The following is a 26,925-nucleotide window of genomic DNA, read 5'->3' on the forward strand; positions in this document are numbered from 1 at the left end:
AAGCGAATTTGGCCGTTCATTAACGTCAAAACCGAGGATTCTACCATTCAAGCCGAAGGGCGTCAGGCATACGTGATGCTTTTATCGGCTTATTTTAATTGATAGAGTTAGCAGGCCCTCGGGCATTATCGGTGACAATACTATAAACACCATAATCAATAACTATTAGATGAAAAAACTATGGAACCACGCGCAGAAATAAGACGTCGAACCCGGCTTTCGCCGGAGGCCCGACGCAATCAATTGATGGAATGTGCCATCGAGGTGTTCTCCCGTCGCGGCATTGGCCGTGCGGGTCACGCCGAAATCGCAGAACAGGCCAAGGTCTCGGTTGCTACCGTGTTCAACTATTTCAACACCCGTGAAGAGCTGGTGGATGAAGTGTTGGCCGAGATCGAACGTTTCGTGCATCAGATGCTGGAACAGGCCTACACCGGCCAGGGCCCGGTCAGCGACAGCATTCGCCGCCACGTGAAGCTGTTCGTCGACGCCGCCTACGATCAGCCTGACCACGCCAGCATCTGGCTGGAGTGGAGCTCATCGGTGCGGGAAGAGGTCTGGCCCCGTTACGCCAAGCTGCTGGACAAGGCACTGGAGCGCATTGCACCCCACCTGCAACGCGCCATGGATGCCGGCGAGATCCAGAGCGTGCTGTCCGCCCAGGACCTGGCCCGCTCTCTGACCGGTTTTGGTTACGTCATGATGCAGATGATCAATCAGCCACAACGCCCTGACCGGGAAGAAGTGACCGATTTTCTGTTCAAGTACGTGACAGCCCCGATCCAGGCAGCCTAACCCGCTCCGTCAAAATAAAGCGGCGCCGAACTGTTCAGGTCGGCGCCGCTTTTGTTTGTCCGCTATCTCTCGTCTCACCCTTTGGCGTAGCCCCAGCGGCGGGTCAGATCGTGCTCGATCCCCAGATGGTCGAGGATCCTCGCCACCATGAAGTCCACCAGATCCGCGATGCTCTTTGGCTCATGATAAAAGCCCGGCGCCGCCGGCATGATGGTCACCCCGAGCCGCGCCAGTTTCAGCATGTTCTCCAGGTGGATGGCCGAGAAGGGGCTCTCGCGGGGCACCAGAATGAGCTGGCCGCGCTCCTTGATCACCACGTCCGCCGCCCGCTCCAGCAGGTTGTCGGAGGTGCCGTTGGCAATGGCCGACACGGTACCCATGGAGCAGGGGCAGACCACCATCTGTCTGGGCGCCGCCGAACCGGAGGCCACCGGCGAGAACCACTCCTCCTTGCCGCAGGCCACTATCTGCCCCTCGCTGGCGCCATATTGGCGACAGAGAAAGGCAGAGAGCTCTTTGGGCGAGCCGGGCCACTCCTGCTGCTGCTCGGTCTTGAGCACCACACGAGCCGCCGAGGAGGCGAGCAGGTAGACCCGATAATCCGCCTGCACCAGGCATTCCAGCAGGCGCAGGGCATAAGGGGCGCCGGAGGCGCCGGTCAGCGCCAGGGTGATCGCTTTGTTCATAGCTGGCCGTGATAGTCCTTGAGGCGGGCGATCAGCTTGTCATGAATGCCGCCGAAGCCACCGTTGCTCATGATCAGAATATGATCGCCATCGCGACACTCGGCCACCAGCCGGTTGATCAGGGTTTCCAGATCGTTGAATACCTTGGCCGGTCGGGTCATGTGGGCGGTCACCTCGCCAAGATCCCAGCCGATGTTGGGCGGCTGGAAGAAGAACACCTCGTCGGCGCCATCGAAGCAGCCAGCCAGCTCCTCCTTGTGAACCCCCAGCTTCATGGTGTTGGAACGGGGCTCCAGCACCGCCAGGATGCGGGCCTTGCCCACCTTGGCGCGCAGTCCGCCGAGGGTGGTCTCGATGGCGGTGGGGTGATGGGCGAAGTCGTCATAGACGCTGATGCCGGCTACCTCGCCTTTGAGCTCCATCCGCCGCTTGGGCGACTTGAACTGGCAGAGGGCTGCAATGCCGTGCTCCACCATCACGCCGGCATGGCGGGCGGCGGCAATGGCCATCAGACCGTTGTTGACGTTGTGCTCGCCGATGCACTCCCAGTGCACCTCGCCCTGCTTCACCCCGTCCAGCCACACCTCGAAGGCGGAGCCGTCGTCGGCCAGCTTGACCGCCTTCCACTGGGCGTCGTCCTGACCCACCAGCTCCACTTCGCTCCAGCAGCCCATCTTGCGCACGGCGGCGAGGTTTTCGTCCCCCTTGGGGAAGAGCACCCGGCCGTTGCTCGGCACGGTGCGCATCAGGTGGTGGAACTGACGCTGGATGGCGGCGAGATCCGGGAAGATGTCCGCGTGGTCGAACTCCAGGTTGTTCATCACCAGGGTGCGCGGGTGGTAGTGGACGAACTTGGAACGCTTGTCGAAGAAGGCGCAGTCATACTCGTCTGCCTCGATGACGAAGAAGGGGGCGGAGCCGAGACGGGCGGAAACCGGGAAGTTGCCGGGCACGCCGCCGATGAGGAAACCGGGCTCCAGCTTGGCGTATTCGAGTACCCAGGCCAGCATGCTGGCGGTGGTGGTCTTGCCGTGGGTACCGGCGACGGCCAGCACCCAGCGATCCTGCAGCACGTGCTCCAGCAGCCACTGGGGGCCGGAGATGTAGGGCAGATTGCGGTCCAGCACATACTCCACACAGGGGTTGCCGCGGCTCATGGCATTGCCGACCACCACCAGATCCGGCGCCGGATCGAGCTGGGAGGGGTCATAGCCTTCGGTCAGTTCGATGCCCTGTTGCTCGAGCTGAGTACTCATGGGGGGATAGACGTTGGCATCCGAACCGGTCACCCGGTAACCAAGCTGTTTTGCCAACACCGCCAGACCACCCATGAAGGTGCCGCAGATCCCGAGGATGTGAATGTGCATACCGCTGCCTTTTCCAGTAAAGGGAGTGCGCATTCTAGCAAGGTGACGGCAATTTGGCAGACCCAAGCTGTGCGGTATCCACCAACTCTGTCGCAGTGGCCCTGAAATATGGTCATTTGACGCGACATCGCTATAATATCGGCCTGCAAACTTGACTCCAACACTCAAAGGAAACGTCATGAGCCTGAACCTGGTCCCGGCTGGCAAGAGCCTGCCCGACGACATCTACGTCATCATCGAAATCCCGCAGAATGCCGACCCGATCAAATACGAAGTCGACAAGGACAGCGGTGCCATCTTCGTTGATCGCTTCATGTCTACCCCGATGTTCTACCCGTGCAACTACGGTTACGTGAACGCCACCCTGTCTCTGGATGGTGATCCGGTCGACGTGCTGGTGCCGACTCCTTACCCGCTGCTGGCCGGCTCCGTCATTCGCTGCCGCCCGGTTGGCGTGCTGAAGATGACCGACGAATCCGGTGAAGATGCCAAGATCGTGGCCGTTCCGCACTCCAAGCTGACCAAGCAGTACGATCACATCAAGGATGTGAACGATCTGCCCGAGCTGCTGCGCGCCCAGATCCAGCACTTCTTCGAGCGCTACAAAGAGCTGGAAGCAGGCAAGTGGGTCAAGGTTGAAGGCTGGGGCGACAAGGCCGCTGCCGAAGCCGAGATCATCAGCTCTGCCGAGCGTTACGCTGCCAAGTAAGCGTATCTCTCGTGAAAAAGGCGCCTCAGGGCGCCTTTTTTATGGGCAGTTGCGGGCGCTGACCCGGCGTCACATCGACAGGATCCCCCTGGATATAGATGTCGCGCCCATCCTGCCGATAGGACCGATAGTAGTCTCCCCCGCAGCGATAGCTGCCATCCTGATCGCTCATCAGCTCGCAGTTCACCGGCAGCACCTCCAGCCACTTGATGGCCTGCTGGAAACGCAACCACTCCTGCCACTCATGCTCCCGCGCCAGCTTGTCCCGCAGGGCAAAGGTATCCGCGCTGGACATCCCCTGGTTGACGATGACCGGCCCCGCCGCGGCCGGCAAAGTGGCCAACAACAGCAACAACGGTGTGATTCGCTTCATGACGGTTTCCTGCATGACTTATTTCCAGAATTAAATTAAAAGCCCGATCAATCTGTTATCAAAATCACAAATGCCAGACTCATCCAAAATCGGCCAGCTCACCTAGTTGTTTATTATCACCCCGAGCAGGATGCATATCATGAAACTGGCACAAGGTCTGTTGTTGAGTCTAGTGTTCGCGTCCATGGCCGGGGCCAACGAGGTCACCCTGAGCTGGCAGTGGCAATCGGCCGACGGCCAGCAGAAGCATCTGCTACTAAACACGGATGAGCGGGTCATCTCCGCCAGCCGCCACGAGATGAGCCTGCTCGATGCCTCCCTCAACTATCCGCTGGAGACCCTCTACTCCTACATCAGCCCGCGGCTCTACAACAGCATCAACCTGATCAATCAGACTAGCCCCGAGACCGCCACCAAGTTTCGCAATCTGGAGCAGGCCTTCACTCTGCACGACGACAGCATGGAGTCGACCCTGTTCTGGCAGGCCTATCAGCAATATCAGGACGATGCTTTTTATCAGATGCGGGTGGTGCCCTGCGTTCATCCCGCCAATCGCAAGCTGCCCTGCGTGCGTCCCAACTATTCGCAGCTGTTCTACCAGTTCAAGAGCGACCTGCGGCCCCTGGCGAAACAGTTCCTGGCCAAGGATCTGGCCACCAGCGTCGGCCTGCTGCAGGAGTGGCTGAGCGGCATTCCCACCCCACCCGAGCAGATGGACCACTTCGCGCCCCCGCTGCAAGCCTTGCAGAGCAACAAGGCTGACAGCGACGAGAAGGCGCTGCTGATGGCCAGCCTGCTGGCCGAGCTGGCCCCCCAGTACATGCTCAGCATCATCTACCCGAACATCAGCATCGGCAGCGTCTCGCCGGCCTGGCTCGCCATTACCGCCGACAGCGGCCTGAAAGGGGATACCGTGGTGATCGGCAACCAGCGCCACGTTCTGCTGACCGGCTCGCCCCTGCTGGCCCAACAGATGACCATGGCCAAGATCCCGCTGGTGAGCGAACCGCTCTACTGAACCCTCCCCCTCACCTCCTATCTGGCTGCAGGCCGCAGCCAGACTCCTCAAACCAGTTGATAAGCAATTGATTTTTATCGACTGCGTGCCATCCTAGCCGCCTTTGCCAGCCAGGCCCCGTGCTGGCGGGCGGGCAAGCGGGCCAATCACACGTTTATTTAACACTTCTTAAACAGATCCGATCAGTTTAGGATGAGTACTGCCCCATTCCCTCAATGCAAAAATCGTTATAACATAACAAAAGGAGTGTCATCAGGATGAAACATCTCGTACTTACTCTGGCGCTGCTGCCAACCCTGGCCCTGGCTCACAACATCAAGGAGTCGGCCCAGGTGCCGCTGGTCAACATCGGCGACAAGGGTGAGCTGGTACTGAAAGAGAAAGAGATCGGCTATCAACCCTGGCAAAGCAAGGTACTGACCGGCAAGGTCTTTCTGATCCAGCACATCGCCGGTCGCTCCAGCGCCAAGGAGCTCAACGCCCCCATGATCGAAGCGATCAAGGCGGCCAAGCTGCCCCACGACAAGTACCAGACCGTCACCATCATCAACAGCAATGACGCCATCTGGGGCACCTCGGGCTTTGTGAAGAGCAGTGCCGAGGACAGCAAAAAAGAATTCCCCTGGTCCGCCATGGTGCTGGATGCCAAGGGCATGGCCCGCAACGCCTGGGATCTCGCGCCGGAAAGCTCGGCCATCATCCTGCTGGACAAAGAGGGCAAGGTGCTGTTTGCCAAAGATGGCCAGCTCGATGCCAACAATATCGCTACCGTGATGGGGCTCATCAAGTCCCATCTCTAAGTCAGAGAGAAGGGGTGCTGATGGCGCCCCTTTGATAGGGGTCTATGGGTCGTACCAAGCTGAAAATCTGGTTGTTGCTGCTGGGCTGGTTGTGGTTGCAACCGGTGCTGGCACAACACCCGCTGGAAGCCGACCTGCCCGGCCACAACCACGCCTGTGTCCTCTGCGCCCTGCATCTGGATGGCAAGCTGGCACTCACCCCAACCCTGGTCATCCCGTCTTCACAAGTGGTCATCGGCAAGCTCGTTGATGCCGCCTTGCCCAAACCTCATATCACCCCGTCAGGCCAGTGCCGCATTCGCGCGCCGCCACTGCTTCATCGCTTATCCGGCTAAATCCATTTTTCAATAAATTTTTCAAAGGATTAACGATGAAAGCAGTCACCCTGTTACTGGCGGCCGCCGCATTTGGCGTGCAGGCAAACCACGATGAACACGACAGTCACGGCCACGGCGCCCACGAGCACGGCCACGGTCACCTCAACCTGGTGCTCGATGGCAACCAGCTGATGATCGAGCTGCAGGCCCCTGCCGCCGATCTGGTGGGCTTCGAGCACGCCGCCAAGAGCGACGAGGAAAAGGCGCAATACGCCAAGGCCATAGCTCAACTCAAGCAACCCGATGCCCTGTTTCGCTTCGACCCGGCCGCCGGCTGCAAGCTGACCCAGCAGGAGCTGCAGGCCGCCAAGGAAGATCACGATCATGACCACGATCATGACCATGACCATGACCATGACCACCAGAAGTCTGACGGCAAGCATGACGAACACCAGCACGACGACGCCGGTCACGCCGACATGGGAGCCATGTACACCTACACCTGCGCTACCCCGGCCAAGCTGACCGGACTGGAGGCCACCCTGTTCAGCGTCTATCCGAGCCTGGAGAAGCTGAGCGTGCAGGGCATCCTGCCAAGCGGCCAGACTGCAGCCGAGCTGACCCCCTCCGCCAACAAACTGAGCTGGTAACGCCATGAAAAACGCCGTGGTTGAGATCCGCGATCTGGCCTTTGCCTGGCCGGGTCACGAGGTTGTACTCGATCTGCCCGCCCTCACCATCAACGAGGGGGAGCGGGTGTTCATCAAGGGACCGTCGGGCTCCGGCAAGTCGACCCTGCTCGGCCTGCTGGCCGGGATCCAGACCGCCAACCACGGCACCCTGGAGGTTCTGGGCCAGCCGCTGGCCCGGCTCTCTGGCCGTGCCCGCGACCACTTCCGGGCGGCCAATCTGGGTTACATCTTCCAGCAGTTCAACCTGCTGCCGTTTTTATCCGTGCAGGACAACGTCACCAGCGCCCTCACCTTCTCCCCCGAGAAGCGAGCCCGGCTGCAGGGCAGCCCGGCCGACGAGGCGCGTCGCCTGCTGCGGGAATTGCAACTGCCCGAGGAGGCGCTGCACAGGCCTGTCCATGCCCTCAGCATCGGCCAGCAGCAACGGGTGGCCGCCGCCCGCGCGCTCATCGGCTCACCGCCACTGGTGATCGCCGACGAGCCCACCTCAGCCCTCGATACCGACAACCGGGCCGCCTTCATCAAGCTGTTGTTCGAGGAGTGCGACAAGCAGGGCTCGACCCTGGTCTTCGTCAGCCACGACCCCTACCTCGAACCGCTCTTCCCACGGGTGGAAAACCTGCAACAACTCAACAGGAGGGCATCATGCTGAGCACCGTTCAACACTGCATCTCCCTGATGAATGCCATTCGCACCCACGCGGTACGACCACAAAACCGGAGGGCATCATGCTGAAACTTGCCCTGCAAAGCCTCTGGGCCCGCCGTCTCACCGCCGGGCTCACCCTGCTGGCCGTCGCCATCAGCGTCACCCTGCTGCTCGGGGTGGAGCGAGTGCGCAACCAGGCCCGCGAAAGCTTCGCCAATACGGTGTCGGGCACGGATCTCATCGTCGGCGCCCGCTCCGGCCAGGTGAACCTGCTGCTCTACTCGGTGTTTCGCATCGGCAATCCCACCAACAACGTGGGCTGGGATGCCTATCAGGCCATCAAGAACCAGCGCGGCATCGCCTGGACCATCCCGCTTTCCCTTGGCGACTCCCACAAGGGGTTTCGCGTGCTTGGCACCAATGGCGACTACTTCACCCACCTGAAGTACGGCCAGCAGCAGGCGCTGGAGCTGCGTGAAGGACGAGCGTTCGACACGCCGTTCGAAGCGGTGCTCGGCGCCCAGGTGGCCGAGAAGCTCGGTTATCATCTGGGGCAGTCCATCGTCATCGCCCACGGCGCCGGCAACACCTCGTTCAGCCAACACGACAACCTGCCATTCAAGGTGGTGGGGATCCTGGCACCGACCGGCACTCCCATCGATCGCACCATCCATGTGCCGCTGGCCGGCATCGAGGCGATCCATCTCGGTTGGGACACCGGCCGCCACAGCAAGAACGTGACACCGGAGCAGGCGCTGGCGCAGGATCTCACCCCGAAAACCATCACCGCCTTTATGGTGGGGCTGAGCAACCGCATTCTGGCGTTCCAGCTGCAGCGCAGCGTCAACACCTATCCCAAAGAGCCGCTGATGGCGATCCTGCCGGGGGCCGCCCTGCAGGAGCTGTGGAGCCTGATGAGCGTGGCGGAAACCGCCCTCTCGGTCATCGCCGGTTTCGTGGTGGTGGCGGGCCTGATCGGCATGCTGACTACCCTGCTGGCAGGGCTTAACGAACGACGCCGGGAGCTCGCCATCTTGCGATCCCTCGGCGCGGGCCCTGCCCACCTGTTCCTGCTGCTGGCGCTGGAGGCGATGGCGCTGACCACGGTCGGCATCGCTCTCGGCGTCGCCGTGCTCTATCTGGGACAGGGGCTTGCCTCGCCCTGGCTGCTCAGCCACTATGGCCTGCAACTGAGTCTGGGGCTGCCGAGCACCTACGAGTGGCAGTTGCTGGGGGTAGTCTGGCTGGCAGGCATGATGATCGGCCTGCTCCCTGCTGCCCGCGCTTACCGCTACAGCCTGAGCGATGGTATGAGCATTCGCGTCTAGCGAGACGCCCTAAATAGAAACAGAAGGACAGATGATGAAGTGGAAAATTGTGGCGCTGCTCGCCAGCCTGCTGGTGCTGCCCGCCCTGGCCGCCGATTACAAGACCATCGACTGGGATGTGCTCATCCCGGAAGGGGAGAAACTGCTGCCACCACCCCAGGTCAATCACGAAGATCCCATGTCGGTGCCACAACCGGTGGGCGGGGTAAACAAGAAGCTGGACAACCAGGATGTGCGCATTCCGGGCTTCGTGGTGCCGCTGGAAGGGGATGCCAAGAAGATCACCGCCTTCCTGCTGGTGCCCTACTTCGGCGCCTGCATCCATGTGCCGCCGCCCCCCACCAATCAGGTGATCTATGTGAGCTACCCCAAGGGTGCGCCGGTGGATGACCTGTGGGATGCCATCTGGGTGAAAGGCAAGATGCGCACGGTCAGCTCCAGCCACGAGATGGCCACCGCCTCCTATTCGATGGAAGCGGTCGAGGTGAGCGTCTACGAGGAGTAATCCTCCCGTTGCAAAAAAAGCGGTCTCCACGGAGGCCGCTTTGTTATCTTGGTATCCCGGTTGGAGTAACATTCAGCTCCAGAACCTGTGCGAATGGAGTCAGCATGGCAGACCTCCCCCCCCCGAAAAAAGAGAGTTCGATCCTGAGCAGCCAGGAGCAGACCCTGCGTCTGGCCCGCAGTCGCGGTATCGACGGCATGCTCACCCGCAACACCGACAGCACCTTCGAACAGCGCGCCACCTTTCGCCATCTGGCGGATCAGGCCGCCCGCCAGCGCAATCTGGAAGCCATCATGGTGATGGCCTCCCGCCACTGCGAAGAGACCGCGGCTGGCGGCGAGATGGACAGCGACTGGCTGACCCGCTTCCTGCAACTGGCGGAAGATATCAGCATGGTACCGATGCAGCAGCTGTGGGGGCGGATCTTCGCGCTGGAAGTCGCCACCCCGGGCCGCTTCTCCATCCGGGCGCTCGCCACCCTCAAAGAGATGACCCAGCGCGAGGCCCAGCTGTTCCAGCGCATCTGTTCACTGACCTGCCACTACACCGGCAGCGACGAGCAGCGACTGCTGCTGGGGCTGCACAAGGGGGCCACCCTGCTGAGTCGCGCCAAGGCGACGCGCCTTGGCCTTGGCAAATATCGCCTCCCCTACAACGCCCTGCTGCAACTGTTTGAGCTCGGGCTGCTGCATCGCGCGGAGCTGGAGTCCGGCCCGCTGCCCGCCGATGGGGTCGAGCTGGAGTTCGGCAACCAGCGCTGGCGGCTGCAGTGCAAGCAGAACAACATCACCCTGCTCTACTACCGGCTTACCCCGGTGGGCAACGAGCTTGCCCAGCTGCTGCAAGAGTCGCCGCTGGAGGAGTACCTGCAGGATCTGAAAACCGTGCTGGTGCAGGGGATCCAGATTGAAGTGATGCAGCTCGTCAGCGCCCCCTCCTCACCCGCTCCCGACCCTCTCCCCTGATCTCTGGCGGGGCAGCGGATGCCCCGTCGGTTCGTGGTTCCTTCGCATCCAGCTGCTGGCTCCAAGCTTATGGGCTTGACCAGAATAGGTTGCAAATTGCAGATGCCGCAGAGGCACACCCGTCTGCTCCGTTTCATATTGCAAACAGCAACGGTCTTTTCCTGCCAAAACGGCACTAATAACATATCAATCATTAGCTTTTGCCAGCTGGCCCGCCCCTTGCAGATGTCTTGATGTAGATCAAAATCTAACCATCACAGCTCGGGAGCAAGGCCATGAGAATCAATCAACCGGTTACCCAAAGAGAACGTCTCTATCCAGACCACCAGAGCCTGATCTCCACCACGGATCTGGAGAGCCGCATCACCTACGCCAACGATGAGTTCTGCGAGATTGCAGGCTTCCAGCTCGACGAGCTGGTGGGGGAACACCACAATCTGGTGCGCCATCCTGACATGCCAAAACAGGCCTTTGCCGATCTGTGGAACCATATCCGCGAAGGCAAGAGCTGGATGGGGCCGGTGAAAAACCGCTGCAAAAGTGGCGACCACTACTGGGTCAGCGCCTTTGTCACCCCCATCAAGGATGCCAGTGGCCGGGTGGTGGAGTATCAGTCGGTACGCACCGCCCCGAGCGAGGAGATCAAACAGCGGGCCGAGAAGGTCTATGCCGACTTTCGCAACAACAAGCTGCCGCTGGCGCTCAAGTTGCCCACCTTCTCCCATACCCTGACCATCAACCTCTGTCTGCTGCTAAGCCTGCTCGCCATGTTTGCGCTGGGCTACAACCACGACATGAACTGGCAACTGGCGCTGGTCGCCCTGCCGCTGGCGATAGCGGCCATCACCCTGAATGCCCTCTCCCGCCGCCTCGGCAAGCTCAACAAGATGGCCCGCAGCCGCTTTGACAACCCGCTGATGCAGCTGCTCTACACCAACAAGGTGGACAACATCGCCGCCATCGAACTCTCGATGGTGATGAATCAGGCCGAGTTCAACGCCGTGCTGGCCCGCACCCAGCAGACTTGCAGTAAGATCCTGCAGGCCGCCGAAGGGGATCTGCGCAACGCCGAATCCATCACCGACAACCTGCAACAGCAGCAGGCCGAAACCAATCAGGTAGCGACTGCCGTGACCGAGATGTCGGAATCCATTCGCGAGGTGTCGCAAAGTTCGACAGACTCCTCCAGCCTGCTGGATGAAACGGCCGTGCTGTTCAAGAGCGGCAACAGTAGCGTGGCCGAAACCGTGGCTGCCGTGGCAGGCATGAACAGCGAGCTGACCACCTCCAAGAGCGTGATCAGTGCGCTGGTCGGCCACTGCCGCGATATCGACGGCATCCTCGATGTGATCAACAACATCGCCAACCAGACCAACCTGCTGGCCCTCAACGCTGCCATCGAAGCGGCACGGGCTGGCGAAGCGGGCCGCGGCTTCTCGGTGGTCGCCGACGAGATCCGCTCGCTCGCCATCAAGACCCAATCCTCGACCAGCGAAATCCAGAAAATGATCACCGAGCTGCAAACCAGCGCGGGGGATGCAGAACAGGCGATGGAGAAGGGCTGCCAGCTCTCCGAGAGCTGCCAGCAAAAAGCCTCGGCAACCGGCACCATACTCCAGCAGATCAACGATATGCTGCAGCAGGTCGCCTCCGGCAGCGGCCAGATTGCCCAGGCGGTGCAAGAGCAGTTCCACGTTACCGCCGAGATCAACCGCAACGTGCTCAGCATCAAGACCCTGGCCGATGACTCCAGCGTTGGCAGCCAACACGCCGTGCACGGCATCACCCAGCTGGTCAACCAGTTGAGCGATCTCGACCGGCTGGTACGCCAGTTCCAGAAAGGGGCTCCGGCCACCCAAAGCCGCTACGAAGTGGCCACCACCCGCGCAGTGCCGGTTCGCCAAGCCAGATAACCACTACACAAACCATTACCGCAGAAAAACCCTATGGGCCTTTGGGCCCATAGGGTTTTTTAATGCCCGCCAGCAAGATGGCGGCACTCTCGCTTCACTGTCCGATTTTCCTCTGCGCTGATGGGCCCAAGCGGTTGAGCGACCATATTTAAACCCATTAATGATTAATTTGTTGATCTTGCTCAGGAAACGGCCCGCTTGCGCTTTTCACCCCAGCCCCGTTCGGTAACATAGCCGCTTGGCAACCCTCTTGTCGGAGTCAGCCATGAGCCAGTGCAGAGCTATATCGCAGGTAAAAAACAGCAAACTGGAGGCTGGAATTCAGGGGCGGTAGCGTGGTTTTTGCAGGTTGGCGCAGCGCGTAGCGAAATCCAACAGACAAGCACGATTAGCTCAACCAGAGAGGGATAAACATGGATTGGGTCGATCGGTAAAAAATTTGCAGATACGTTTCGCAGTAAACGTTGGGCTTCACTTCGTTCAGCACCAACCTACGATTTTTAGCCCAACATACGAGATGGATTATGAACGAAAGACTAAAACCCAATGGGCTAGGAATTCGCCACAGAGAAGAGCTCTAACAATTAGTTCAAGTCGCTCGCTCTGGACCGCGTTCCGCGGCCCCTAACCAAACATTATGTTATTTATATCTGAGAGAGAAAATGGCAACGGAAGATATTGATAGGCTAAATGCAGAGTGGATTTCCTTAAATGCTTTCAGAGGGTTAACTAAAATCGCCTCTGGCGGAGATATGGTGAAATCTACTTATGACAACGCCTTGCAGCTTGGCGGAGAGGTCTATCCTGAATTGCTTGGAGATGAGGTCAGCTTGCTCAAAAGAGAACGAGAAAGTGATACGACGAAAGAGTACAGGCAGAAGGCTGAGTTATGCTCCATCAGGGATGGAAAGAAAGTCCTAGCTTTTGATTTGGTTTCTTCAGATATAATTGAATACGAAGGTCTTTTGTCGATAGCTGAGGGCCAGAAAAACAATCAGAAAGTTGATCAGTTGAAGAGGAAGCTTGCGCAGTTTTATAAGTCCAAGAAAGAACTTGATCCAGAAGATCATAGCGAAAACCAGCTAATATTTAGAGATGCCTATAATGTCTCAAGGGTTATACCTAGCATTGCCAGTGGTCATGGGCATAGAGATTTTGAGCTGCCAAGCGGTAGAGTGCTAAGGCTAAGAGTTCTTCACCCTGATAAGGTAGAGCATATAACTGGGGCAGATCTAATTTATGAACGACATCACCTTAAAAATGAAACGGTCTCTGTCGTGGCGGTACAGTATAAAATTTGGAAAGATCGAAAACTATATTTGTCTGATGATCGCATGCTGGATCAGATTGATAAAATGAGAAATTTCTTATGCGATAAAAGGATATGTGAAGCTGACAAGGATGATCATGGATATAGATTTCCTTGCTGCTCTGCTTTTATCAGACCAACAGACAAGTTGCAAAAAGCTGACCAAAAATTCCTCTCAACTGGAGAGCATCTTCCAATTTGTAAAATTGACGATTGTGCAACTATTGGTGATCGTGGCGGAAGAAAGCTTGAATATGATAAAATAAAAGAAATATCGCTTTCTAGTGAAATATTTGAGTTTTTATTTAACAAAGGAAAAATTGGATCTCGAGAAATGACATATTCTGAGTTGACTGCGCTTTACAGCCACTTCTTGAAGGATGCTTCGAGAGAACGAGTTATTGTCTATGCTCAGGAAGTCTAAACATGACAATCGCAGTCACAGCGACGGCTGTTTCGTTGCGGCTGCGCCTTCACTACAAAGCTACACGTGCCGCGAACGTTATGTGTAAAAATCAAACTATGAACAAACCAAATCTTTTCACATATGCAACAAGTGAATTGTCTCAAGATGCATTCATTTGTTGGCTACTATCTTGGGCTTCGCCAGAATACAAGGATTCAGATGTTGAATTATATGAATGTGCAATAAGGCTTATAAAAGTATTTTTTGAAAAGCACAAACTAAGCGCACCACAAAAAATAGAACAAATCGAAGTCAGAAAGCAAGATAATAATATTGATGTTCTGTGCATTATAAACTTTAAATACCCCATTATCATTGAAGACAAAACAAGAACAAAACATCATTCCAATCAATTAACAAGATACCTTGAGAACATCAAAGGACGTAATTATGAAGATAAAGACATAATTCCAATTTATTTCAAGACGGAAGATCAAGCCAGTTATTCAGATGTAATTAAAAATGGCTACCAACCATTTTCAAGAGCAGACTTCTTAAGTGTATTGAGTTTTTATAAAGGCAAAAACTCAATACTTATTGATTATAGAAATTATCTACAATCCATTACTGACAACATCAACAGCTATAAAATGATTGAATTATCGAAATGGGGTTGGTATTCGTGGATAGGCTTCTACCTTGAATTGCAGAAAAGGCTTGGTGACGGTTGTTGGGATTACGTAGCCAATCCAAATGGAGGGTTTCTTGGCTTCTGGTGGCACTTCCAAGGAAATAGTGAGTGTGAGCAATATTTACAGCTTGAACAAGATAAATTTTGTTTCAAAGTATGGGTAAAAAAAGAAAGCCAACGAAAACATCTTAGATCAAAATGGCACAAAATCATTAGCAACAAAGCTGGCGACACTCAACTGAATCTGGTGAGGCCAATTAGATTCGGATATGGAGAATATATGACGGTTTGTGTATTTGATGGTGAATATCGAAAGACGACTGACGGAATTATAGATATGGACGCCACCATTGCTCAGTTCAGAAAAGCTGAAGAATTGCTGAAATCTGTGCATGAAATCACATATTAATTACATGCACTCGGCACGGCTTCCACTGAGCTCCAGCCACAACGCTTTTTTGTTACGGTAATGTGAGGCGTTAGTCAGAAGGAAATCCACCTTTACGCGCCATGTAACAAGCCCCATTAAGCAATTAGCCACTACAACAAGGGGAATAGTTGGTGGGTAATAAACAAAGGGGCAATTGCCCCCTTGCTTATTTACGCTCGGTACCAACAATCGACCTTAATCGATCAATCCCCGCAGCCTTAGCGCAGTCAGCAACTCATCCACCAGCACTTCCACCGGTTTACCAGCATTAAGCAGATGGATTTCCGGCTGCTCCGGCGCCTCATAGGCGGAGTCAATACCGGTAAAATTCGTAATTTCCCCTGCCCGCGCTTTTTTATAGAGCCCCTTGGGGTCACGCTCTTCACAGATGGCGAGCGGCGCATCGACGAACACCTCGACAAACTCCCCTTCGCCCAAGAGACTGCGCACCAACGCCCGCTCGGCACGGAACGGCGAGATAAAGGCGGTGAGCACGATAAGGCCCGCATCCATCATCAGTTTTGCCACCTCGCCAACCCGGCGGATATTCTCCTGACGGGCTGCATCATCGAAACCGAGATCGCCACAGAGGCCGTGGCGCACATTGTCCCCATCCAGCAGATAGGTGTGCTTGCCTTGTGCCGCCAGCGCCTGCTCCAGCGCCCCCGCCAAGGTCGATTTGCCCGCCCCCGACAGCCCGGTAAACCAGATCACCAGCGGTTTTTGCCCTTTAAGCTCGGCCCTGCTCTGTTTGTCCACGGCATGTTTGTGCCACACGATATTACTCATCCAACACTCCTTGATTGGCGCTTACGCCTCAAAACTTAAACTGTCCGGCACCACGGGGAGCCGCCTCGGACCATCAGCCGACAACGTGCTGATGCCATGGTATTGCTCACCCAACACGCCTTGATTGGCATTTACGCCTTAAAACGGAAACAGCAGGGGCACCATCACAATCACCCCGATGCTATAGGCCAGCGAGACCGGCAGGGCCAGCTTGAGGTAGTCCGGCATCTTGTAGTTACCCGCGGCATAGACCATCAGGTTGGTCTGGTAGCCGTAGGGCAGAATAAAGCTGGAGCTCGCCCCGAACAGCACCGCCAGAATAAACGGCATGGTCGAGACATCCATGCTGAGCGCCAGCTGGTAACCCATGGGGAAGGCCAGCGCGGCGGCGGCGTTGTTGCTCATCAGCTCGGTCAGCACCAGGGTAAACAGATAGATACCGATAAAGGCGATGATGGGGCTGGCACCGTTGAACTCCCCCATCAGCCAGTCGGCGATAAGCTTGGCCAGCCCGCTCTTTTCCAGCTGATCGGCGATGGCGAGCGCCCCGCCCACCACCAGCCAGATATCCAGCGGAAAGCGGCGGCGGATCTCGTCCAGGGTCAGAATGCGGGTAAGCAGCAGCGCCACCAGCATCAGCAGCAAGCCCTTGAACAGCGGCACCAGATCGAATACCGAGAGCGCCAGCACCCCGAGAAACCCCAGCACCACGGCGGCGCTGCGCTTGCCATCGAGGCGGGTGGAGGCTTCCAGCCCGCTCACCACCACAAACTCCCGCCCCAGCGACTTGTTGCGGGCAAACTGGGGGCCGGGGGCCAGTAGCAGAGTGTCCCCTGCGTGCAGTTCAATCTGGCCGAGGCCACCGGTGAGCTGGGTTTCGCCGCGGCGCACCGCCAATACCACCGCATCGAAGTGGGTACGAAATTCCGCATCCTTGATGGTCTGACCCACCAGCCGCGAGCTGTGGCTGACGATCACCTCCACCAGATGCTGGCCGTTGAGGCGGTGCTGGCCGTAGAGATCCAGCCCCTTCATCTCCTGCAATACGCCGACACTCTCCACATCGCCACAAAACAGCAGCACGTCCCCTTCGTGCAGCTCGTGTTCCGGCTGCACCGGGCAAATCACCTGATCGCCGCGAATGATCTCCGCCAGATAGAGACTTTTCAGGCTGCGCAGGCCGTTCTCCTTGACGCTGCACCCCGCCATCGGCGAACCGGCGCCTACCTTGGCTTCGAGAAAGTAGCCGGATTCGCGGCTCATCTCGGTATCCTGCACCGGCAGGTGACGGGCAAACAGCAGCACGGCCACCAGACCGGTCAGCAGGGTGCCCGCTCCCACCATAAAGAAGTCGAACATGCCGAGCGGCGGCGCCCCCATCTTGATGAGGAAGCTGTTGACGATAAGGTTGGTGGAGGTGCCGATCAGGGTCAGCACCCCGCCAAAGGTGGCCGCGAAGCACATGGGCAGCAGCAGTCGCGACGGCGCATGGTTGGGGTTGCGTTTGACCGCTCCCAGCATGGAGGCCACCACGGCGGTGTTGTTGACGAAGGCAGACAGGAAGGCGGTGGAGAACCACACCTTCACCAGCACCTTGTTGAATGAACCCGTGCCCACCAGATTGGCGAACCAGCTCATGATGCGGGTCTTCTCCACCGCCAGCGACACCAGCAGCAACAGCACCAGCGTCAGCAGGGCACTGTTGGTGTAACCCGCCACCACGGCATTGATATCCGCCAGCCCGCTCAGGTAGGTGATGAGCACGGCGCCCGAGAAGAGCAGCGCCGGGCGGAGTTTGCCCTGGATCAGCAGGGCCACGAGAGCAGCCAGCAGACCCAGCACCAGGAATTGTTGCCAGGTCATGGGTTTACTCCTTGCTTGTGTCGTTACCGATGGCAAGGGCTTGCCAGTGTGGGAAGTGCTTGCGCACCAGCGCGTTGAGCTCGATCTCAAACTCGCTGTAGTGCCCTTTTACCGCTTTGGCCGCCAAGCCTTCCACTATCATGCCGGCGCCGACGGTGACGTTGGTCAGCCGGTCGATGAGGATAAAGCTGCCGGTATCGCGGATCTCCTGATACGGGTCGAACGCCACCGGGTCGGTGAGGCTCAGCTCGCACAGGCCGATCTCGTTGAGCTTGAGCTCGCTTGCGGGTAGTTCGTCCAGCTTGTTGATCTCGATGCGGTGGCGGATGGCCTCCACCTGACCGCGACTCTTCTTGGTGGCCAGCTTGACGTCGTAGACCCGGCCCGGTTGCAGGGACTCCTCCCCCATCCAGACGATATGGGCCAGCAGGTTCTGGGTCACTTGCGGACGGTTGGCGGCATCCACCAGCAGGTCGCCGCGGCTGATGTCGATTTCATCGGCGAAGGTGACGGTGATGGCCTGACCCGGCAGGGCGTACTCCAGATCCCCGTCGAAGGTGACGATGCGGGTCACTGTGCTCTCCTTGCCCGACGGCAGCACCGCCAGTTTGTCGCCCACCCGCAGAATGCCGGAGGCGAGTGTGCCCGCGAAGCCGCGAAAATCGAGGTTGGGGCGGTTCACATACTGCACCGGCAGGCGCACCGGGTGGCGCTCCAGCTCGCGCTCAACTTCTGCCGACTCCAGCAGGGCAAGCAGGGTTTCACCTTCGTACCAGGCCAGCTTGTCGCTTGGATTGACCACGTTGTCGCCGTCCAGCGCCGAGACCGGTACGATATGGATGGTGTCGACGCTGAGTTTCTTGGCAAACTCGCGATACTCCAAGCTGATGCGCTCGAACACCTCCTGGCTGAACTCCACCAGATCCATCTTGTTGACCGCCACCACGAACTGCTTGATGCCAAGGAGGCTCGCGATAAAGCTGTGGCGACGGGTCTGATCCAGCACCCCCTTGCGGGCGTCGATCAGGATGATGGCCAGATCGCAGGTGGAGGCGCCGGTGGCCATGTTGCGGGTGTACTGCTCGTGGCCCGGGGTATCCGAGATGATGAATTTGCGCTTGGCAGTGGAGAAATAGCGGTAGGCCACGTCGATGGTGATGCCCTGCTCGCGCTCCGCCTGCAGGCCGTCCACCAGCAGCGCCAGATCCAGCTTCTCGCCAGTGGTGCCGAGTTTCTGGCTGTCGGACTCCAGCGCTTTGAGCTGATCTTCATAGATCTGCTGGGAGTCGTGCAGCAGGCGGCCGATGAGGGTGCTCTTGCCGTCGTCCACGCTGCCGCAGGTGAGAAAGCGCAGCAGGCTCTTGTGTTGCTGGGCGTGCAGGTAGGCTTCAATGCCCTGTTCGCTGATGGCGGTCTGAATGTGGTTGTTCATGTTGCGATTCCTTAGAACATTTTTTTAGAAATAGCCCTGACGCTTCTTCTGCTCCATGGAGCCGGCCTGATCGTGGTCTATGAGCCGCCCTTGCCGCTCGCTCGAGGTGGTGAGCAGCATCTCTTCGATGATCTCCGGCAGGGTAGTGGCAGCGGATTCGATGGCACCGGTCAGCGGGTAGCAGCCGAGGGTGCGGAAGCGCACCAGCTCCTGCTTCACCTCATCTTCAGGGCCGATGGGCATGCGCTCGTCATCCACCATGATCTTGATGCCGTTGCGCTCCACCACCGGGCGATGGGCCGCAAAGTAGAGCGGCACTATGTCGATGTTCTCGAGGTAGATGTATTGCCAGATGTCGAGCTCGGTCCAGTTGGAGAGCGGGAACACCCGGATGCTCTCCCCCTTGTTGACCTGGCTGTTATAGACGCGCCACAGCTCCGGGCGCTGGTTCTTGGGATCCCAGCGGTGGGACTTGTCGCGGAAGGAGTAGACCCGCTCCTTGGCGCGGGACTTCTCCTCGTCGCGGCGGGCACCACCGAAGGCGGCGTCGAAGCCGTATTTGTTGAGCGCCTGCTTGAGCCCCTCGGTCTTCATGATGTCGGTGTGCTTGCCGCTGCCGTGCACGAAGGGGTTGATGCCCATGGCGAGGCCGTCCGGGTTCTTGTGGACGATGAGATCCAGCCCGTACTTTCTGGCGGTCTCATCGCGAAACTTGATCATCTCCTTGAACTTCCAGTCGGTATCGACGTGCAGCAAGGGGAACGGGATCTTGCCCGGATAGAAGGCCTTGCGGGCCAGATGCAGCATGACGGAGGAGTCCTTGCCGATGGAGTACATCATCACCGGGTTCTCAAATTCGGCAGCCACCTCGCGGATGATATGGATGCTCTCGGCTTCCAGCTGCTGCAAGTGGGTCAGTCTTTCACGGTCCATGTCTGGGTCCTCGGTTCATTGCTAACGCGCCTGGTCAGGGCGCGGTGTTGGTTCAGGTCGGTGCCGCCATGGCCGCACCGTCAAATCGATGGCTGTCGCCGCCGGCGCTCAGGCCAGGCTCACCAGCTTGAGGTCGCAGGCGCCCTGCTGTTGCCCCTCGCCAAACCAGGCGAGCCGCTCGCGCAGGGCCACCACTTCGCCGATGACGATGAGCGACGGGCTCACTGCCTGCTGGGCCAGTTCGGCCAGATCCGCCAAGGTGCCGGTCAGCACCCGCTGGCGGGCGGTGGTGCCGCGCTCGATGATGGCGATGGGAGTAGCCGGGCTGCGGCCATGGCTCACCAGCTGCTGCTGGATATGCTCGGAGCGCATCAGCCCCATGTAGATGACCAGGGTCTGGCTGGTGGCGGCCAGCTGCTGCCAGTCGGGCTCCTTGCCCTCTTTCTGGCAGTGGCCGGTAATGAAGACGGCGCTCTGGGCATGGTTACGGTGGGTGAGCGGAATGCCGGCATAGGCGGTGGCACCGGCGGCGGCCGTGATGCCGGGCACCACCGAGAAGGGGATGCCCTCGTCGGCCAGCACTTCCAGCTCTTCGCCGCCACGGCCGAACATGAAGGGGTCGCCCCCCTTGAGCCGCACCACCCGGTTGCCCGCCTTGGCGTATTCCACCAGCAGGCGATTGGTCTCCTCCTGCGGCACGCTGTGGGCGCCCGCCTTCTTGCCGACCGACACCAGGGTGGCATCGCGGCGTACCAGATCGAGGATCTCGGGGGAGACCAGCTGGTCGTAGAGCACCACTTCGGCCTGCTGAATTTGTTGCAGCGCCTTGAGGGTCAGCAGGCCCGGATCGCCGGGGCCCGCCCCTACCAGCACCACTTCCCCCACTTCGCTCTTCGCCTGGTCGAGGCCATCGTTCAGCCACTGCTCGGCCCCCTGCCAATCTTCTTTCTCAATCAGACCGGCCAGGGTGTTGGAGGCAAAGGCGCGCTCCCAGAAGCGGCGACGGTCGGAGATCGAGGAGAGCACCCGCTTGGCCTGGTCGCGCACCCGGCCGGAGAGCTCGGCCAGAGCGCCGAGATGGCGCGGCAGCAGGCTCTCCAGCCGCTCGCGCAGCAGGCGCACCAGCACCGGCGCCTTGCCGCCGCTGGAGACAGCCACCATGATGGGGCTGCGATCGATGATGGAAGGAAAGATGAAGCTGGAGCGCTTGGGGTCGTCCACCACGTTGACGAACAGACCGAGCTGGTTGGCGCTCTGATAGACCAGGGCGTTCACCTCGAGATCGTCGGTGGCGGCTACCACCAGGATCTGGCCGGTCAGGTGGGCCGGGGTAAAACGCTCCGCCAGATGGGTGAAGCGACTGGCAAATTGATGGAAGTCGGGTTCAAGCTCGGGGGAGACCAGGGTCAGCCTGGCACCGGCCGCCAGCAGCAGGCGCGCCTTGCGCAGGGCCACTTCGCCCCCTCCCACCAGCAGCACCGGGCGACCGTCCAATTTGGCAAACATCGGCAAATAATCCATTTCGGCCCATCCCTCGGAACACGACTAATATGGGGCGACTATAGGCAGGGCTGCTTATCCCTCAAAATAATAAAAAATGCTTTTTAATGCGTTTTAGTAATTAACAAAGCCGTATGATGACAAAGGCGAAGCAAGGCGCTTGTGGTGCCAGGCGCAAGGCCATAGGCTAGTGAAAGTGTTTCATAAGGAGCTTAATAATGAATGAGTCATTGATTGTGCTGGGGATCTTCGTGTTTCTGGTGCTCGCGACCCTGAGCGCCGGCATCAAGATAGTGCCGCAGGGCTACAACTGGACAGTGGAGCGCTTTGGCCGCTACACCCGCACCCTGGTGCCGGGCCTCAACCTGCTGATCCCTTATGTGGACAGGGTCGGCCACAAGATCATCATGATGGAGCAGGTGCTGGACATCCCGGCGCAGGAGGTGATCTCCCGCGACAACGCCAACGTCACCATCGACGCCATCAGCTTCGTGCAGGTGGTGGATGCCCGCAAAGCCGGCTATGAGGTCAACGATCTCACCAGCGCCATCCGCAATCTCACCATGACCAACATGCGGACCGTGCTCGGCGCCATGGAGCTGGACGAGATGCTCTCCCAGCGCGACACCATCAACGAGAAGCTGCTGCGCACCATGGATGCCGCCACCGCCCCCTGGGGCATCAAGGTGACCCGGATCGAGATCAAGGATGTACGTCCGCCGCTGGCACTGGTCGAAGCCATGAACGCCCAGATGAAGGCCGAGCGCCAGAAACGGGCCGAGGTGCTGGAAGCCGAAGGGGTGCGCCAATCCAAGATCCTGAAAGCGGAAGGGGAAAAGCAGTCCCAGATCCTCAAGGCCGAGGGTGAGCGTCAGGCCGCCTTCCTCGCCGCCGAGGCGCGGGAGAGGGCCGCCGAGGCGGAAGCCAAGGCGACCCACATGGTCTCCAAGGCCATCGCCGAAGGGGATCTGCAGGCCATCAACTACTTCGTGGCCCAGAAATACACCGAGGCGCTGGCCCGCATCGGCGAAGGCCCCAACAGCAAGGTGGTGATGATGCCGCTGGAGGCGGGCAGCCTGATCGGCGCCGTCGCCGGCATGGCTGAACTGTTCAAGGATGGCAAGGGCGGCAAGTCATGACAGCCCTGTTCGAGGGGCTGACCCACTGGCACTGGCTGGGGCTCGGCTTCGCGCTGCTGGCCATCGAGGTGCTGGGTTCGGTGGGCTTTCTGCTCTGGACCGGCATCGCCGCGCTGGAAGTGGGCCTGCTGCTGCTGGTCTGGCCCTTCGGCTGGCAGGCGCAGCTACTGCTGTTCGGCCTGCAATCCCTGCTCACCACCTGGGCCTGGTGGCGCTGGCAACATCGCCGGGATCGCTCCAGCCGGGATGCCGCCGCCCCCATCAACGAGCGGATGCAGGGCTATCTGGGCCGTGAGCTGGTGCTGCTGGATGACGTGACTCAGGGGATGAGCCGGGTACACCTGGACGACACCGCCTGGACGGTGCGCTGCAACCAGCCGCTGAGCGCCGGCAGCAAGGTGCGGGTGACGGGGCATGACTCCCATATCCTGCTGGTGGAGCCGCTGCCCTGACACAGGGCTGGCGCCTGCGACCAACAACAAAGGGCTCCGCGGAGCCCTTTTTCATTCTCATGCAAGCCGTGCCGGCAGGTTAGAAGGCGTCGCTGTCGAGGGCGGCGCGCAGCAGATCCTTCCAGCTGATGATACCGACCAGGGCGCCATTTTCCAGCACCGGCAGGCAGGAGACGTTCTTCTCCAGCATCATCTTGACCCCGTCCCGCACCGTCAGCTGGGGGGCGATGGTGATGGGGTGGCGGCTCATGATCTGGTGGGCGCGCCGGTTGAGGGTCTCGGTGTCGCGGCTCATCTCGGCCTCGGAGTCCAGATAGGGGCTGATGGCGCGGAACAGATCCCGATCCGAAATGACCCCCACCAGCTCCTCCTCTTCCAGCACCAGCAGGTGGCGAAAGTGAGCCTGCTCGAAGATCTCCTTGATGACATTGAGCCGGTCATCCATGGAAACGGTGGCGACCCGGGTCGTCATGATGTCCCTGATAAGCATGCTAACCTCCCCAACCCTGACTGATTGCTCTGTTATGGCATGTTTTTGCCCCCCCAGCCAGTGGTTGCTCCCCGCCTCAAGTGCAAATCTGCGCCGTTTCACGTAAGATCCGCGCCAGTTTTTCTCCTCCATTTGAGCCAAGCAGACCAATCCATGATAGTTGCCAGTCAAATCGAACTGATCCGCGGCGGCCGCAAGCTGCTGGACAACGCATCCGCCACCATTCATCCCGGCCACAAGGTGGGTCTGGTGGGCAAGAACGGCTGTGGCAAGTCCACCTTTTTTGCACTGGTACGGGGCGAGCTGGCCATCGACAGCGGCACCTTCAGCCTGCCCGCCGGCTGGCAGATTGCCGGCGTGGCGCAGGAGACCCCGGCGCTGGACTGCTCCGCCCTCGACTACGTGATCGACGGCGACAAGGAGTTCCGCGCACTGGAGGCCCAGTTGGCCCAGGCCGAGCAGGATGACAACGGCCTGCTGGTGGCCGAGCTGCACGGCAAGCTCGACACTATCGGCGCCTACAGCATTCGTGCCCGCGCCGCCGAACTGCTGCACGGCCTCGGTTTCAGCGACGAGCAGCTGAGTTCACCGGTACGCAGCTTCTCCGGTGGCTGGCGCATGCGCCTGAACCTGGCCCAGGCGCTGCTCTGTCGCTCCGATCTGCTGCTGCTGGATGAACCAACCAACCACCTGGATCTCGACGCCGTCATCTGGCTGGAGAAGTGGCTCAAGGCCTATCAGGGTACGCTGGTGCTGATCTCCCACGACCGCGACTTCCTCGATTCGGTCATCAGCCGCATCATCCATATCGAGAACGGCAAGCTCAACGAATACACCGGCGGCTACTCCGACTTCGAACTGCAGCGCGCCGAACACCTGGCCCAGCAGCAATCCATGTACGAGAAGCAGCAGCGCGAGATGTCCCACATGCAGGCGTATGTGGATCGCTTCCGCTACAAGGCCTCCAAGGCCCGTCAGGCCCAGAGCCGCCTCAAAGCGATGGAGCGGATGGAGAAGATCCTGCCCGCCCACGCCGACTCCGAGTTCAGCTTCGAGTTTCGCGAGCCGTCGGCCCTGCCGACCCCGTTGATTGCCATGGAGAACCTCAGCGCCGGTTACGGCGACAAGGTGATCCTGGAGAAGATCAAACTCAACCTGGTACCGGGTTCGCGCATCGGCCTGCTCGGTCGCAACGGCGCCGGCAAATCCACCTTCATCAAGATGCTGTCAGGCTCCAACCCGCCGCTCTCCGGCAAGCTGGAAGTGAGCGCCGGGGTGAGCATCGGCTACTTCGCCCAGCATCAGCTGGAGACCCTGCGCCTGGACGACTCACCCCTCGATCATCTGGTACGCCTCGCGCCGGACAAAACCGAGCAGGAGCTGCGCAACTATCTGGGCAGCTTTGGCTTTCACGGTGACAAGGCGCTCGACAAGGTGGCCCCCTTCTCCGGTGGCGAGAAGGCGCGGCTGGTGCTGGCCCTCATCACCTGGCAAAAGCCCAACCTGCTGCTGCTGGATGAACCAACCAACCACCTGGATCTGGAGATGCGCCACGCCCTGACCATGGCGCTGCAAGGGTTCGAGGGCGCCATGGTGGTGGTCTCTCACGACCGTCACCTGCTGCGTACCACCACAGATGACTTCTATCTGGTGCACGGTGGCCGGGTCGAGGCCTTCGACGGCGATCTGGACGACTACCACAAGTGGCTCGGCGAGCAGGAGAAAGAGGCCAACGCCAAACAGGACGACGGCGTCGTCTCCGCCAACTCGGCGGTGGCGCGCAAGGATCAGAAGCGGCGCGAGGCGGAGTTCCGGCAACAGACCCGGCCGCTGCGCCAGAAGCTGGAGAAGCTCGAAACCAGCATGGAGAAGCTGCAGGCCAAGCTGGCCGCGGTGGAAGAGCAGCTGGCCGACCCCGCCATCTATGAAGAGAGCGCCAAGCAGAAGCTCTCCGAACTGCTCAAGTCCCAGGGCCCCATCAAGGAGGAGCTGGAAGGGGTGGAGCTTGAGTGGATGAGCCTCTCCGAGGAGCTGGAAACCATGGAGCAGGCCTTCCTTGCGTGACGAACAGCTGATGACGAGCGAGCGGATCGCCGCCCACGAACTGCCGGGCCCGCTCGACTTCTGGCAGTGGAGCGGCGAGGTTTACGGTGCGCGCAGTCAGGACTGGCTCAGCGTCCAGGCGCAGGGGGGCAACGTCAACCTGGCCCTGTTGCTGCACCGACTGGATCAGAGCAGCATCCCGGTGGATCTGACCGACCTGCAACCGGCGCTGGTGCAGACCGAGGCGGTGCTAGGCCCCTGGCGCACCCTGCGAGCGAGCGCCAAGGCGCGGCTCGGCGAGCAGGAGTATCAGGCCATGCTGGCCCACGAGCTGGAGCTGGAGCGCCTGCAACAAGGGGTGCTGCTGCAGACCCTGCGCAGCCTCACCCTGTTTCGCGGCGACAGCCGCAACCTGTTGAACTATCTATCGTTACTGGGGGCCCAGCAGGGCCCCCTCAGAGACTTAATATGCTGAGTTATCGCCACGCCTTTCACGCCGGCAACCACGCCGACGTGCTGAAACACGCCGTTCAGGCCCTGATCATCGAGTCCCTCAAGAAGAAGGAGAAACCCTTCATCGTGCTGGACACCCATGCCGGCGGCGGTCTCTACGACCTGCGCGGCGACTGGTCGCAGAAGAAGGCGGAGTATGCCGACGGCATCGGCCGGCTGTGGGACGAGCGGGCCCAGTGGTCCACCATGGCCCCCTATCTCGGCGTTATCGAGGAGATGAACAGCGATGGTCAGTTGCGCTACTACCCCGGCTCGCCGGAGCTGTCGCGCCGCCTCGCCCGCGAGCAGGACAAGCTGGCGCTGATGGAGCTGCACAACAACGAGGTGGACGATCTGCGCGCCAACATGGGCTACGACCCCCGCGTCGCCGTCCACCATAGGGACGGCTTCGAGGGGCTGGTGGCCCTGCTGCCGCCCACCCCGCGCCGCGGCCTGGTGCTGATCGACCCGCCCTATGAGCTCAAGGAAGATTACTTCGCGGTAGTCGATACCCTTAAAAAAGCGCAAAAACGCTGGGCCACCGGCATCTACGCCCTCTGGTATCCCATTCTGGGGGAAGAGGCGGACAAGTCCCGCGACATGCTGCGCGCCATCAAGCGCGAGAACTTCGGTAACGTGCTGGTGGCCGAGCTGGAAGTGGCCGGCCAGACCACCGATTGGGGCATGAACGGCTCAGGCATGCTGATAGTGAGCCCCCCCTGGCTGCTGGACGAGCAGATCGAAGCCTTCCTCAAACCCCTCTGTGCCAAGCTGGCGCAGGGCGCCGGCGCCCAGTACAAGGTCGAGTGGCTCAACAAGGTTGAAGCGTAACGCCTTGCA

27 protein-coding genes are annotated in these 26,925 nt (G+C 59.6%); 18 read left to right on the forward strand and 9 right to left on the reverse strand.

The annotated features are described in order from the left end of the window. Nucleotides 1-180 precede the first annotated feature (180 nt). Nucleotides 181-795 carry a TetR/AcrR family transcriptional regulator gene (locus R2E40_RS18610; RefSeq protein ID WP_011707289.1) on the forward strand — a complete coding sequence of 205 codons (615 nt, stop codon included), beginning with the start codon at nt 181-183 and terminating at the stop codon, nt 793-795. A gap of 74 nt (nt 796-869) precedes the next feature. Here the strand turns inward: R2E40_RS18610 and R2E40_RS18615 are convergent, their stop codons facing one another. Next, complete coding sequence (locus tag R2E40_RS18615; protein WP_101617005.1) at nt 870-1,481, reverse strand: flavin prenyltransferase UbiX; 612 nt, start codon at nt 1,479-1,481, stop codon at nt 870-872. Beyond that, nucleotides 1,478-2,848, reverse strand: coding sequence for a UDP-N-acetylmuramate:L-alanyl-gamma-D-glutamyl-meso-diaminopimelate ligase (gene mpl, locus R2E40_RS18620; protein ID WP_011707291.1), 1,371 nt, complete (start codon nt 2,846-2,848; stop codon nt 1,478-1,480). The genes R2E40_RS18615 and mpl overlap by 4 nt, the downstream gene beginning before the upstream one ends. A gap of 178 nt (nt 2,849-3,026) precedes the next feature. Between mpl and ppa the strand changes: the two genes are divergently transcribed. After that, nucleotides 3,027-3,557 carry an inorganic diphosphatase gene (ppa, locus tag R2E40_RS18625; RefSeq protein ID WP_011707292.1) on the forward strand — a complete coding sequence of 177 codons (531 nt, stop codon included), beginning with the start codon at nt 3,027-3,029 and terminating at the stop codon, nt 3,555-3,557. A 25-nt stretch (nt 3,558-3,582) separates the two neighbouring features. On the opposite strand, the gene R2E40_RS18630 is transcribed toward ppa, so the two are convergent. Next, nucleotides 3,583-3,945 carry a hypothetical protein gene (locus R2E40_RS18630; protein ID WP_318164102.1) on the reverse strand — a complete coding sequence of 121 codons (363 nt, stop codon included), beginning with the start codon at nt 3,943-3,945 and terminating at the stop codon, nt 3,583-3,585. Between the two features lie 124 nt (nt 3,946-4,069). Between R2E40_RS18630 and R2E40_RS18635 the strand changes: the two genes are divergently transcribed. The 11 genes from R2E40_RS18635 to R2E40_RS18685 all read left to right on the forward strand — a co-directional run bounded on the left by R2E40_RS18635 (nt 4,070) and on the right by R2E40_RS18685 (nt 14,931). Further along, nucleotides 4,070-4,948 (forward strand): hypothetical protein, encoded by an 879-nt coding sequence (locus tag R2E40_RS18635; RefSeq protein ID WP_318164103.1) that lies wholly within the window; start codon nt 4,070-4,072, stop codon nt 4,946-4,948. A 257-nt stretch (nt 4,949-5,205) separates the two neighbouring features. Continuing rightward, a complete protein-coding gene (locus R2E40_RS18640; protein WP_318164104.1) occupies nt 5,206-5,748 on the forward strand; it encodes a YtfJ family protein in 543 nt (180 codons plus the stop codon). A gap of 44 nt (nt 5,749-5,792) precedes the next feature. After that, nucleotides 5,793-6,083, forward strand: coding sequence for a hypothetical protein (locus R2E40_RS18645; RefSeq protein ID WP_257685953.1), 291 nt, complete (start codon nt 5,793-5,795; stop codon nt 6,081-6,083). Nucleotides 6,084-6,118: 35 nt separating this feature from the next. Further along, nucleotides 6,119-6,715, forward strand: coding sequence for a DUF2796 domain-containing protein (locus tag R2E40_RS18650; protein WP_318164105.1), 597 nt, complete (start codon nt 6,119-6,121; stop codon nt 6,713-6,715). Between the two features lie 4 nt (nt 6,716-6,719). Beyond that, nucleotides 6,720-7,409, forward strand: a complete 690-nt coding sequence (locus R2E40_RS18655; protein WP_257685951.1) for an ABC transporter ATP-binding protein — start codon at nt 6,720-6,722, stop codon at nt 7,407-7,409. 76 nt (nt 7,410-7,485) lie between these two features. Continuing rightward, complete coding sequence (locus tag R2E40_RS18660; RefSeq protein ID WP_318164106.1) at nt 7,486-8,733, forward strand: ABC transporter permease; 1,248 nt, start codon at nt 7,486-7,488, stop codon at nt 8,731-8,733. Nucleotides 8,734-8,764: 31 nt separating this feature from the next. Then, nucleotides 8,765-9,238, forward strand: a complete 474-nt coding sequence (locus R2E40_RS18665; protein ID WP_026034852.1) for a DUF3299 domain-containing protein — start codon at nt 8,765-8,767, stop codon at nt 9,236-9,238. Between the two features lie 104 nt (nt 9,239-9,342). Further along, nucleotides 9,343-10,203, forward strand: coding sequence for a TIGR03899 family protein (locus tag R2E40_RS18670; protein WP_047439578.1), 861 nt, complete (start codon nt 9,343-9,345; stop codon nt 10,201-10,203). Nucleotides 10,204-10,478: 275 nt separating this feature from the next. Continuing rightward, on the forward strand, nt 10,479-12,116 hold the full coding sequence (locus tag R2E40_RS18675; RefSeq protein ID WP_318164107.1) for a PAS domain-containing methyl-accepting chemotaxis protein: 1,638 nt from the start codon (nt 10,479-10,481) through the stop codon (nt 12,114-12,116). A 662-nt stretch (nt 12,117-12,778) separates the two neighbouring features. Further along, on the forward strand, nt 12,779-13,849 hold the full coding sequence (locus R2E40_RS18680; protein WP_181269216.1) for a hypothetical protein: 1,071 nt from the start codon (nt 12,779-12,781) through the stop codon (nt 13,847-13,849). A gap of 2 nt (nt 13,850-13,851) precedes the next feature. Continuing rightward, nucleotides 13,852-14,931: a PD-(D/E)XK nuclease family protein gene (locus tag R2E40_RS18685; RefSeq protein WP_181269217.1), complete on the forward strand. Its 1,080-nt coding sequence runs from the start codon at nt 13,852-13,854 to the stop codon at nt 14,929-14,931. A gap of 216 nt (nt 14,932-15,147) precedes the next feature. Here the strand turns inward: R2E40_RS18685 and cysC are convergent, their stop codons facing one another. From cysC to cysG, 5 genes are all read right to left on the reverse strand, one after another. Beyond that, nucleotides 15,148-15,741 carry an adenylyl-sulfate kinase gene (gene cysC / locus R2E40_RS18690; RefSeq protein ID WP_318164108.1) on the reverse strand — a complete coding sequence of 198 codons (594 nt, stop codon included), beginning with the start codon at nt 15,739-15,741 and terminating at the stop codon, nt 15,148-15,150. A gap of 138 nt (nt 15,742-15,879) precedes the next feature. After that, entirely contained in the window at nt 15,880-17,604 is a 1,725-nt protein-coding gene (locus R2E40_RS18695) for an SLC13 family permease (protein WP_318164109.1), read from the reverse strand. Between the two features lie 4 nt (nt 17,605-17,608). Next, nucleotides 17,609-19,036 (reverse strand): sulfate adenylyltransferase subunit CysN, encoded by a 1,428-nt coding sequence (gene cysN, locus R2E40_RS18700; RefSeq protein ID WP_318164110.1) that lies wholly within the window; start codon nt 19,034-19,036, stop codon nt 17,609-17,611. A 24-nt stretch (nt 19,037-19,060) separates the two neighbouring features. Then, on the reverse strand, nt 19,061-19,969 hold the full coding sequence (gene cysD / locus R2E40_RS18705) for a sulfate adenylyltransferase subunit CysD (protein ID WP_016351912.1): 909 nt from the start codon (nt 19,967-19,969) through the stop codon (nt 19,061-19,063). Between the two features lie 108 nt (nt 19,970-20,077). After that, entirely contained in the window at nt 20,078-21,490 is a 1,413-nt protein-coding gene (gene cysG, locus R2E40_RS18710) for a siroheme synthase CysG (RefSeq protein ID WP_318164111.1), read from the reverse strand. Nucleotides 21,491-21,687: 197 nt separating this feature from the next. On the opposite strand from cysG, the gene R2E40_RS18715 reads away from it, so the two are divergent. Then, nucleotides 21,688-22,608, forward strand: coding sequence for an SPFH domain-containing protein (locus R2E40_RS18715; RefSeq protein ID WP_011707311.1), 921 nt, complete (start codon nt 21,688-21,690; stop codon nt 22,606-22,608). Then, entirely contained in the window at nt 22,605-23,060 is a 456-nt protein-coding gene (locus R2E40_RS18720; RefSeq protein WP_011707312.1) for an NfeD family protein, read from the forward strand. Before R2E40_RS18715 ends, R2E40_RS18720 begins: the two co-directional genes overlap by 4 nt. A gap of 79 nt (nt 23,061-23,139) precedes the next feature. Here the strand turns inward: R2E40_RS18720 and R2E40_RS18725 are convergent, their stop codons facing one another. After that, nucleotides 23,140-23,550 (reverse strand): CBS domain-containing protein, encoded by a 411-nt coding sequence (locus R2E40_RS18725; RefSeq protein ID WP_011707313.1) that lies wholly within the window; start codon nt 23,548-23,550, stop codon nt 23,140-23,142. 153 nt (nt 23,551-23,703) lie between these two features. Between R2E40_RS18725 and R2E40_RS18730 the strand changes: the two genes are divergently transcribed. From R2E40_RS18730 to R2E40_RS18740, 3 genes are read left to right on the forward strand one after another with little or no spacing between them, the layout of a single operon-like run. Then, the gene (locus R2E40_RS18730) at nt 23,704-25,614 is read left to right on the forward strand and encodes an ABC transporter ATP-binding protein (protein ID WP_318164112.1); all 1,911 of its coding nucleotides are present in this window, start codon (nt 23,704-23,706) and stop codon (nt 25,612-25,614) included. Further along, nucleotides 25,607-26,068: a DUF2390 domain-containing protein gene (locus R2E40_RS18735; protein WP_318164113.1), complete on the forward strand. Its 462-nt coding sequence runs from the start codon at nt 25,607-25,609 to the stop codon at nt 26,066-26,068. The genes R2E40_RS18730 and R2E40_RS18735 overlap by 8 nt, the downstream gene beginning before the upstream one ends. Continuing rightward, a complete protein-coding gene (locus tag R2E40_RS18740; protein WP_318164114.1) occupies nt 26,062-26,916 on the forward strand; it encodes a 23S rRNA (adenine(2030)-N(6))-methyltransferase RlmJ in 855 nt (284 codons plus the stop codon). Before R2E40_RS18735 ends, R2E40_RS18740 begins: the two co-directional genes overlap by 7 nt. Nucleotides 26,917-26,925: the final 9 nt, after the last annotated feature.

The organism is Aeromonas sp. CD (assembly GCF_033349375.1).
GTDB lineage: Bacteria > Pseudomonadota > Gammaproteobacteria > Enterobacterales > Aeromonadaceae > Aeromonas > Aeromonas hydrophila.

Coding starts and splice junctions, on each gene's coding strand:
- R2E40_RS18630 (WP_318164102.1), bottom strand. CDS start 3,945: ATGCAGGAAACCGTCATGAAGCGAATCACACCGTTGTTGCTGTTGTTG.
- R2E40_RS18645 (WP_257685953.1), top strand. CDS start 5,793: ATGGGTCGTACCAAGCTGAAAATCTGGTTGTTGCTGCTGGGCTGGTTG.
- R2E40_RS18665 (WP_026034852.1), top strand. CDS start 8,765: ATGATGAAGTGGAAAATTGTGGCGCTGCTCGCCAGCCTGCTGGTGCTG.
- R2E40_RS18680 (WP_181269216.1), top strand. CDS start 12,779: ATGGCAACGGAAGATATTGATAGGCTAAATGCAGAGTGGATTTCCTTA.
- R2E40_RS18635 (WP_318164103.1), top strand. CDS start 4,070: ATGAAACTGGCACAAGGTCTGTTGTTGAGTCTAGTGTTCGCGTCCATG.
- cysG (WP_318164111.1), bottom strand. CDS start 21,490: ATGGATTATTTGCCGATGTTTGCCAAATTGGACGGTCGCCCGGTGCTG.
- mpl (WP_011707291.1), bottom strand. CDS start 2,848: ATGCACATTCACATCCTCGGGATCTGCGGCACCTTCATGGGTGGTCTG.
- cysD (WP_016351912.1), bottom strand. CDS start 19,969: ATGGACCGTGAAAGACTGACCCACTTGCAGCAGCTGGAAGCCGAGAGC.
- R2E40_RS18715 (WP_011707311.1), top strand. CDS start 21,688: ATGAATGAGTCATTGATTGTGCTGGGGATCTTCGTGTTTCTGGTGCTC.
- R2E40_RS18660 (WP_318164106.1), top strand. CDS start 7,486: ATGCTGAAACTTGCCCTGCAAAGCCTCTGGGCCCGCCGTCTCACCGCC.
- R2E40_RS18685 (WP_181269217.1), top strand. CDS start 13,852: ATGACAATCGCAGTCACAGCGACGGCTGTTTCGTTGCGGCTGCGCCTT.
- cysN (WP_318164110.1), bottom strand. CDS start 19,036: ATGAACAACCACATTCAGACCGCCATCAGCGAACAGGGCATTGAAGCC.
- R2E40_RS18640 (WP_318164104.1), top strand. CDS start 5,206: ATGAAACATCTCGTACTTACTCTGGCGCTGCTGCCAACCCTGGCCCTG.
- R2E40_RS18740 (WP_318164114.1), top strand. CDS start 26,062: ATGCTGAGTTATCGCCACGCCTTTCACGCCGGCAACCACGCCGACGTG.
- R2E40_RS18720 (WP_011707312.1), top strand. CDS start 22,605: ATGACAGCCCTGTTCGAGGGGCTGACCCACTGGCACTGGCTGGGGCTC.
- cysC (WP_318164108.1), bottom strand. CDS start 15,741: ATGAGTAATATCGTGTGGCACAAACATGCCGTGGACAAACAGAGCAGG.
- R2E40_RS18670 (WP_047439578.1), top strand. CDS start 9,343: ATGGCAGACCTCCCCCCCCCGAAAAAAGAGAGTTCGATCCTGAGCAGC.
- ppa (WP_011707292.1), top strand. CDS start 3,027: ATGAGCCTGAACCTGGTCCCGGCTGGCAAGAGCCTGCCCGACGACATC.
- R2E40_RS18655 (WP_257685951.1), top strand. CDS start 6,720: ATGAAAAACGCCGTGGTTGAGATCCGCGATCTGGCCTTTGCCTGGCCG.
- R2E40_RS18725 (WP_011707313.1), bottom strand. CDS start 23,550: ATGCTTATCAGGGACATCATGACGACCCGGGTCGCCACCGTTTCCATG.
- R2E40_RS18610 (WP_011707289.1), top strand. CDS start 181: ATGGAACCACGCGCAGAAATAAGACGTCGAACCCGGCTTTCGCCGGAG.
- R2E40_RS18650 (WP_318164105.1), top strand. CDS start 6,119: ATGAAAGCAGTCACCCTGTTACTGGCGGCCGCCGCATTTGGCGTGCAG.
- R2E40_RS18615 (WP_101617005.1), bottom strand. CDS start 1,481: ATGAACAAAGCGATCACCCTGGCGCTGACCGGCGCCTCCGGCGCCCCT.
- R2E40_RS18675 (WP_318164107.1), top strand. CDS start 10,479: ATGAGAATCAATCAACCGGTTACCCAAAGAGAACGTCTCTATCCAGAC.
- R2E40_RS18730 (WP_318164112.1), top strand. CDS start 23,704: ATGATAGTTGCCAGTCAAATCGAACTGATCCGCGGCGGCCGCAAGCTG.
- R2E40_RS18695 (WP_318164109.1), bottom strand. CDS start 17,604: ATGACCTGGCAACAATTCCTGGTGCTGGGTCTGCTGGCTGCTCTCGTG.